Here is an 8,585-nt window from a genome sequence, read left to right on the forward strand (position 1 = left end):
GAGCCAGATATTCCAATGGCTGAGAAACGAGCTGGTCTAGACTCATGGATTCAGTGCTTCCAGGAGAGCGGCAAAGCCGAAACCCCACTGCAGAAAGAGGCTCTCCAACTTCAAGCTCGCTACCAAATCGACAGACAACTCTTTCTCGACTTGATAGATGGCTGTGAATCCGACCTCCACCCAAACCGGCGATTTTCCAATTGGAGCGAACTCAAAGACTACACCTACAGGGTAGCCAGCTGCGTTGGTCTCATATCTATTGAAATATTTGGGTGTACCAGTGAACAATCAAAGAAATACGCCATAGCTCTCGGGCACGCCCTACAGATTACGAATATCCTTCGCGATGTAGGGGAAGACCTTGATGACAACGTCCGCATCTACCTACCCATCGAAGACATTGAGCGCTTTGAATACAGCGAGAGCGACCTTATAGCTAAAGTTCACGACCACCGCTTCGTTGCTATGATGAACTACCTAGCAGACCGAGCCGAGGCATACTACCAAGAAGCAGTGGACAACCTCCCGGAGAGTGACAAACGCCGCCTCCGCGCAGCAGAAGGTATGCGCAAAATCTATCACGGTATACTCAAAAAAATGCGTAAAGATGACTTCCAAGTCTTCCACCAACGCTACTCGCTCTCAAAGCCGAAAAAGCTGCTCCACCTTATCAGTTCCCAGCTCGGACTGTAGCACACCAAACTAACCGAGCACTCCGATCTTATAAACCACCAGCGCCCCACTTTTTTCTTGAGCTACTCGTGTGCGAACCACCTTAGTTCCCAGCAACTGCTCCATCATCCGCACTTCCTGCTTGATTGCAGATGGAAACTTCTCGAAAATTGCCTGCATTGGATGGTGGTACTCTTCTATACGAAATCCCACTTCACGCGTGTAGTGGCACTGGCAAAACACGCCTGATTTCTCACGTAATTCTACAAGCCTTGTCGCCTTCTCCACTATTGATTTCCCGCGACTGACGTGCGCAGCCCACTTACTACGTTGTTGTTCGTAGTGGTGGAACAATATTTTTTCCGGCGCTGAGTCACCAAAAAATCGTTTCACTCCCTCCATCACATTGAGTGATAGTTCCACTCCAGCTTGCGGGAAGAGCGTGCTGCATTTCTCCGTCAAAATATACAATTTCTCAGGTCTACCAGCGGACTTGCGAGGGACACGCCAAGTTTTCAAATACCCCAACGCTTCTAATTTTTCGCACTGTTGTTTTGCTCCCATATAGCTGAGTTCAACGGCTTTTGAGAGCTGCGTGACCGTCATGCCCTGCGACTTTTTTATAACCTCTATAATATTAAGTACATTGGGCTTGGTTAAATCTCTAAAGGCGTCGGAAAACATATCTTCAAAAAGCTCTCCTTATCTCATTAGGAATTCCACACAAAAAACTAGTTAATTTAACTGAAATTTATTCCTTAGGAATAGATTCTGCGTTTTGACATCTCAGTAATTACAAGTATGCTACCAGAGCACATGACCAACGAGCAATACAATAAAGCAATGCAGATAAACTCCCACGCACCTGGCTATTGGCCAGCTGAAGCGCTGGAACGCTGGAGTGACTATAAGTGGCAGCTCCGGAACCGCATCAACTCGCTCGAAGCGATTGAAGAAAGAATCAATCTAACTCGTGAGGAGCGCTCGGGCATTCTACTTTCTGGCAACAAGCTCGCCATGTCTATTACTCCACACTTCATGAACTTGGTGGATAAGGACGATCCTAGTTGCCCTATTCGTCGACAAATCATACCAAGGATTGAAGAGACGTGGGACGACGCCTCCGAACTTTCAGACCCGTGTGGAGAAGACTCACACATGCCTGTGCCAGGCCTAGTTCACCGCTACCCAGATCGCGTGCTCTTCCTCGTGACAGATCGTTGTGCTTCTTACTGTAGATACTGCACCCGCTCACGTGTCGTTTCAGGTGTTGGGGAACAACAATTAGAAACTCAATATGAAGCAGCTTACGAGTACTTAGCAAACACACCAACTGTGCGCGACGTCCTACTCTCCGGCGGTGATCCTCTACTCTTCAACACAGCCAAACTGGATAAAATCCTCACGCGCCTGCGCCAAATCCCGCATATTCAATTTATTCGAATCGGCTCACGCATCCCAGTATTCCTCCCCCAGCGCATCACTCAGGAGCTCTGTGACATGCTGAAGAAGCATCACCCACTCTTCATCTCGATACACACAAATCACCCCAAGGAACTCACTAGCGAAGTCCAAAAAGGCCTCATCAGATTAGCGGAAGCAGGTATACCTCTAGGGAACCAATCTGTTTTACTCAAAGGCGTGAATGACAACGTGGACACTCAAAAGGCGCTGGTACACAAGTTGCTTATGTGCCGAGTTAAACCATATTACCTTTACCAATGCGACCTAATAGAAGGTTCATCCCACCTCCGCACAAGCGTAACTAAAGGTTTAGAGATCATAGAAGGTCTTCGCGGCCATACGACTGGCTATGCCATTCCACAGTACGTCATTGACGGCCCTGGCGGTGGCGGAAAGATTCCAGTGAACCCTAACTATGTCGTTAATCACACAGACAATCAGGTGGTACTCCGAAATTATGAAGGCAAAGAATTTCTCTATCCAGAACCCAATAACTCGCCTGCATTTTTAGAGTAGTAGTGATTTAGCTGCTATAAACAGCTCTGAAAAATAGGCTTTCTACTATTTTTTGTAAGCTGCCTCGGACTCTCCGCTCATCAATGCTTGAACTCTGTCTAAATATGGGTCAATCACCACGTCTTTGCGCTCCTCCCGCTCAGTTGCCAAACGCTCCTTGAGCTTCATGTAACCAGAGAAATCACCAGTCACCTCATAAGCGCGGGTTATCTGGTACCAGTCTAGATAATCACGGCACCTTTCATCCGCTATCAGCATCTTCACTCTTTCATCGGCTAACAAAGGTAGACGATCAGTGAGATTTTGGAGTTCACCTTGACACAACTCAGCCGCCAACAAGGCATACTCTAACAAGAGCGGCCGATACATAGGGTGACAACGATTAGATAGCTGCACCACCCCCTGTCGCATTGACTCCGTAGCTTGGACTTTTTGTGACACTTCCATTCCATCCAATACTCTGAAATCATCGAACGGAATCAACTTTGCATCACCATTTTCGTCGGACACATTGAGCATCAGAAGCTCTGTTAGCCTTTGATCAGACTTCGTAATATTTAGGATTTCTACTAATTTGGGGGCGGCCATTTCAGCAATCTGCAAACTCCAAGTTTTCTGCATAGCATTGGCACCAATACTCAATGATGGAAAATACTTACGCAAAAGAATATCTATTTCCCCTTCAAACAAGACGACTTCAGAGAGAAATCCAAGCATAGATTCCTGTCCACCGTCTTGCCTCAACAAAGACATCACAAGCGAGCAAGAAGCAGCTCTAAAGAAAGTTCTGTTTATCATATCAAACTCTCCAAGGTCGCGCACAGTTGTATCTAATACTTTATCTAATGGAAACAGGTCAGGCTTAGACAATAGATGCTCATAAACCCTCCTTTGAGAACTATCTTTTTTCCAAGCCATTGCTTCAATTATTCCATGACTTAACCAAACTGGAACCTGAACGGACTGAGCCTCATTCAGCGTGTTACGCCCTTCTAGACCTCTACGATAAAGCAGTACATCAATAATTCCGTGGCCTAAAACATCACGATCAAGCTTCGCGTTTGCTTTGACTAAAAGCTTAATTATTAGATCTGAGTCTTCGAAGGGCCTCACACTAGGCATCACCTGAATATCCGTCTCCCCCCCCTCACCTTCTAACATTTCGATATAAATCTCACGCTCACCAGCGTAAGTTTCTTCCTCACCTAACAGAATTTGTAATTCTTTAGCCATCGAGTTAGCTATCGAGCTGATAGCCATCCGAAGCTTAGTCCTTTTCCCTCGAACGACAATCTTCTGAATTTTATTCGTTGAAGAATCAATAACACGTCTGGGCTCCAAGTCCTCCCCTACCCTGCCAGGCAACTCCTGAGCATGAGTCGAGCCGGCTAGCAGCGCTATGGATACAGCTGCGACCTTTAGGTCTAAAGGCAAATGTTTCACCTGCTATGGGCGTCGTTGTTGAATAACCACTGGTCGGGGATCCAAAGTAATGACTCCGTCACCGATAATCACACTCGTCATCTCCTCATAGCCAGACTTAATCTCTTTAGAGAACCTCTCGGCGATAACATCAAAGCTTGATTTCACCACTGTGACAAGCAGGCCTGGTGCTGGTGATTTACCGAAATTTCCACCTGGAAAGCTTAACTTACGTGATTTTCCGCCATCATCAGAATCTACAGTAAGCAATTCGATCTGCATAGACACAGTCTGAGAGAATGGCATGAAACCAACTTTCTTGGATCCATCTGCCTGTTGATTATTAGGCACGTCAAATTCACGCTCAATACTGACATCGATTAAGTTTGGTTTCAGATCGACATAAACACCTGTGATCTTGACATAGTCATCAACTATAGATGACTGGGTGAGCTCCAATTTTGAGGAAATATATCTATTCAACTCTTCCTCTGTGATTGTCACTTCGTAAGCATTCTCGATAGCATCATTAAGTCGCTCAGCTAGGTCTGGAATTTTAGTTCCCTCCTCGACAGGACCAGTGCCGTCGACATTCTGTAAATTCCTTGGCACCCAAGACATAACGGTATGAGCAGTCATACTAGTGAGCGCCACTAGCACTACGATAGCTATGATGGTTTTGGGCAATGAAAATCCTCTGCGATCCATGCCGAGCACTCTATTGAAGCAGGCTTAGCAAAGCAAGAAGCGATCTCGAATATTGGTAACACTAGGCGTCACACTGAAGGCATCGAGTTGAGACCATACTCCTAACTACTCTTTCACACGAATTGAGGTTCCGCAAAAAATGCATCGGAACCACTTATACATTACAAGGTGAAATGCTGTTGGCAGCATACTGCCAAGTAATGGCCAACTATGCGCCTTCACGTGCTTTCTACAAGCCTTAGGCACAAACTGACGTTGACGACATACTGGACAAGAACTTTTACGCGCAATAAGCGCATAAACTGTTAGCACCAAAAAGAGCAACACCGGCGTCAAACAGCCCCAAATGTACTGCTCAGGTTCTATAAGGATATAAACGATCGGTGCTATTGAACACACTAACAGAACACATGCAACAATCTGTCCCCAGGCTCCTAAATACGTTCTTTGGGCATCGTTGTGCAACACGCCCCTTATGTACCACTCGGAATTTGGATCAACCCCCTCATTGGTTCCAGACTTCGCCTCTCTTACGTTATTATCGTCATTGGGCTTTTCATGTGGGGTAACGGCACTGCCATTCGTCCGATAGTCATCTATCGACTTTAGCTTAGTAGCATCGACATTAAACCTCCCAGCTTGCACACGTTTGACAGCCAGAGCTTTCAATTTCTTATCTAGAGATTCTGGAAGATCTTTCTCTTCTGACAACTCAAGCTGCTCCTTCATTTCTCTAGTTTGACCTAAACCCCTTATAACCTGGGGAAGCTGAGCTAGCTCAATTCTATGATTTTCCACAAAATCCTCCGATAAGGAAATTGCTATCGGGAATTGGCATCTGATCGCGGGTACGCCATCGTGCTCAAGTTCAAATTTAGGCTCAGCGATACTCGCTGCTTCAACCTTCTCGACCTGCGTTCCACACCAAGTTTTCACCTGCTCAAGGCTAGGCTCTTGCTCCATGATGTTTAGCATTTTATTGGCCTTCACCAACTCTGTATGGATCACATCTGCTTTATTAGAGGTCAAGGATGCGACATTCGTGTACCCTGCTGCTTCAAGTAATGAGCAAGTAACACTATCGACACCTTCAACTTCTAACAAATCCTGCATATTTTATAAATCAACTACTATGAGAGATAGAGGCAACCCCATTTGCACAGCAAGCACGGAAATGGGGTTGTTCAAAATTAATCAGCTAAACTAGAGCTTCACGCATACTATGCAGTTGCTCAAGCTTACCTTCCCATTCAGCTAGACGGGCACGCTCAACTGCCACAACCTCGGGCTTTGCACGCTCAATGAAGTTTGGATTGCTTAGCTTCTTTTCAGCTTTCTCAACTTCTTTTTCGATCTTAGCTATTTCTTTGTCGAGACGCGCTTTTTCGGCATCGAGGTCCACGAGTCCATCTAATGGCATGTAAACTTCGCCGAATCCAGTAACCGCAGCAGGTGTCCCTTGTGGTGCATCGTAGTCAGCCTGAAGCTGAATCTCTTTAGCTCCAGCTAGAGTAGCAAGGGTGTCGCATTCTCTTCCAACCCAGTCCGCGACGGGCTTCAGAACAAATTTAACATCCTTACTAGAAGCTAGGTTGTACTCGGACTTAAGATTACGCAGGCGGCCAGCGGTCTCGTATAAAGATGTAGCAATCTGCTGGCCTTCAGCAATTTTCTCTCCCGAAATTCCTGCAAGAATTGGAGTCTTATTGATCGTAGAACTCATCACGAATTGCCCCGCTGGGAGGTAGCCCATCTTAGCTGTAAGCTCCTCAGTGATGTGTGGCATCAGCGGGTGCAGGTGCGCAAGGAAACGGGCAAGTACTGTGTCGATCACAGCCAAGGTCCGCACCTTGGCTGACTCGTCGCCAGATCTGAAATCAAACTTAATAGCCTCGAGGAACTTGTCACAATACTCAGTCCAGAAGAACTCGTAAAGGTTGCCAGTCACATCGTTGAAGCGATAATTCTCGTATGCTTCATCGAGATTCAAATCTAGCTTATCAAGCTTCGCAAGGATATCGATATGATGTGAATCGAGCATATCAAACCCATCGAGCGCAATCATGCCCGCGCCCTGCATTTGACGGAATCGGCAAGCATTGTAGAGCTTGTTGGCAAAGTTTCTGCCTTCGGAAATTGTGTCTTCGTCGAACTTAATATCTGTGCCAGTTGGAGCGATTCTCATCAAACCAAAGCGGAGGCCGTCAGCACCAAACTTGTCCATCAGCTCAAGTGGGTCTGGTGAGTTTCCGAGTGATTTGGACATCTTGCGTCCTTGGCTATCACGTACGATAGAGGTGAAGAACACGTTCTTGAACGGAAGTTGGTCAGCAAATCTGTAGCCAGCCATGATCATGCGAGCCACCCAGAAGAAGATGATATCTGGACCAGTAACGAGGTCAGCAGTCGGGTAGAATTTAGCCTTAGTCGACTCGTCCATTGTAGCGAATGGCCAGAGCCATGAGCTAAACCATGTGTCCATCACGTCTTCGTCACGCACCCAGTTATCACCGTCTTGCGGAGGAGTCGTGCCGACGTAGATGTCGCCTGCTGCGAGATCATTCACATCGAGAGATTCTGCTTCTTTAAGGTCAAATGCTTTATCTTTCTTATACCAAACCGGGATCTGGTGTCCCCACCAGAGCTGGCGACTGATGCACCAGTCCTGAAGGTTACCCATCCAGTTATTATAGGTGCTTTCCCAACGCTTTGGTCGGAATGTGATGTCGCCATCGTTGACTGCGTCTGTCGCTTCGCCCACTGCTGGGTATTTGAGGAACCACTGCATAGAAATGCGCGGCTCGATCACTACGTCTGCACGCTCGGAGAAGCCTACGTTGTTCTCGTATTCTTCAACCTTGATCAGAAGCCCCATCTCTTCGAGCATTGCCGCGGCCTTGCGACGCGCTTGGAATCGATCGAGACCGTCTAGCTCAGGAACTTCTGGGCAATTGATTGTGCCGTCAGCGTGAAGAACATCGATGATCTCGAGGTTGTGGCGTTCGCCGATTTCGAAGTCAGCCTTGTCGTGCGCTGGAGTAATTTTAAGACAACCAGTTCCGAACTCCACGTCAACGTGGTCGTCAGCAATGATTTCGATCTCAGCAGCCGGGAATGGACGGCGCACCTTGCGGCCGACGAACTTCTGGAAGCGCTCGTCAGTTGGGTTCACCGCAACTGCGATGTCCCCCATGAGAGTCTCTGGACGCGTTGTTGAAATCTCGAGGAACTCACCCGGAGAATCTACCAGCTCATACTTCATAAAGTAGAGCTTAGAAACCTTAGGTTTCATGATCACCTCTTCGTCAGAAAGTGCGGTGAGTGATTTTGGACACCAGTTCACCATGCGCTTGCCTCGGTAAATGAGTCCCTCGTTGAAGAGGTCTACGAAAACTTTAGAAACTTGTGCCGAGTAATCTTCATCCATCGTGAAGCGCTCACGGTCCCAGTCGCATGAACAACCAAGGCGTTTGAGTTGCTCGATGATGATACCGCCATGCTCGTCTTTCCAGTCCCACACGCGCTTGAGGAATTCCTCTCTGCCAAGCTCGTGGCGAGTGGTTCCTTCTTCTTCGCGCACCTTCTTCTCCACCTTCGTCTGAGTAGCGATGCCTGCGTGGTCAGTGCCTGGAAGCCAAAGCACTTCCTTACCCTGCTGGCGTGCACGACGCGCAAGGATGTCTTGGATAGAGTTATTCAGTACGTGTCCGATGTGGAGAATCCCTGTCACATTCGGTGGTGGGATGACGATAGAATAGGCTTCTTTTGAAGAATTCTCATCAGCTTGGAAGCATTTATTTGCT

7 protein-coding genes are annotated in these 8,585 nt (G+C 47.3%); 2 read left to right on the plus strand and 5 right to left on the minus strand.

Annotated features, from left to right (window positions below; translation table 11 throughout):
- On the plus strand, positions 1 to 693 hold a 693-nt coding region (locus ABGY95_RS08025; protein ID WP_347441166.1), incomplete at its 5' end, for a squalene/phytoene synthase family protein.
- Positions 694 to 702: 9 nt separating this feature from the next.
- Here the strand turns inward: ABGY95_RS08025 and ABGY95_RS08030 are convergent.
- Complete coding sequence (locus tag ABGY95_RS08030) at positions 703 to 1,356, minus strand: hypothetical protein (RefSeq protein ID WP_347441167.1); 654 nt, start codon at positions 1,354 to 1,356, stop codon at positions 703 to 705.
- A 117-nt stretch (positions 1,357 to 1,473) separates the two neighbouring features.
- On the opposite strand from ABGY95_RS08030, the gene ABGY95_RS08035 reads away from it, so the two are divergent.
- A complete protein-coding gene (locus ABGY95_RS08035; protein WP_347441168.1) occupies positions 1,474 to 2,652 on the plus strand; it encodes a KamA family radical SAM protein in 1,179 nt (392 codons plus the stop codon).
- Positions 2,653 to 2,697: 45 nt separating this feature from the next.
- On the opposite strand, the gene ABGY95_RS08040 is transcribed toward ABGY95_RS08035, so the two are convergent.
- The 4 genes from ABGY95_RS08040 to ABGY95_RS08055 form a co-directional block, all read right to left on the minus strand.
- Positions 2,698 to 4,095 (minus strand): hypothetical protein, encoded by a 1,398-nt coding sequence (locus tag ABGY95_RS08040; RefSeq protein ID WP_347441169.1) that lies wholly within the window; start codon positions 4,093 to 4,095, stop codon positions 2,698 to 2,700.
- 3 nt (positions 4,096 to 4,098) lie between these two features.
- Positions 4,099 to 4,782, minus strand: a complete 684-nt coding sequence (locus ABGY95_RS08045; RefSeq protein ID WP_347441170.1) for a hypothetical protein — start codon at positions 4,780 to 4,782, stop codon at positions 4,099 to 4,101.
- Between the two features lie 105 nt (positions 4,783 to 4,887).
- Positions 4,888 to 5,895 carry a DUF4332 domain-containing protein gene (locus tag ABGY95_RS08050; RefSeq protein WP_347441171.1) on the minus strand — a complete coding sequence of 336 codons (1,008 nt, stop codon included), beginning with the start codon at positions 5,893 to 5,895 and terminating at the stop codon, positions 4,888 to 4,890.
- Positions 5,896 to 5,980: 85 nt separating this feature from the next.
- Positions 5,981 to 8,585 (minus strand): valine--tRNA ligase (locus ABGY95_RS08055; protein ID WP_347441172.1); only part of this gene is annotated, 2,605 nt, incomplete at its 5' end.

The organism is Rubritalea sp., assembly GCF_039830215.1.
GTDB lineage: Bacteria > Verrucomicrobiota > Verrucomicrobiia > Verrucomicrobiales > Akkermansiaceae > Rubritalea.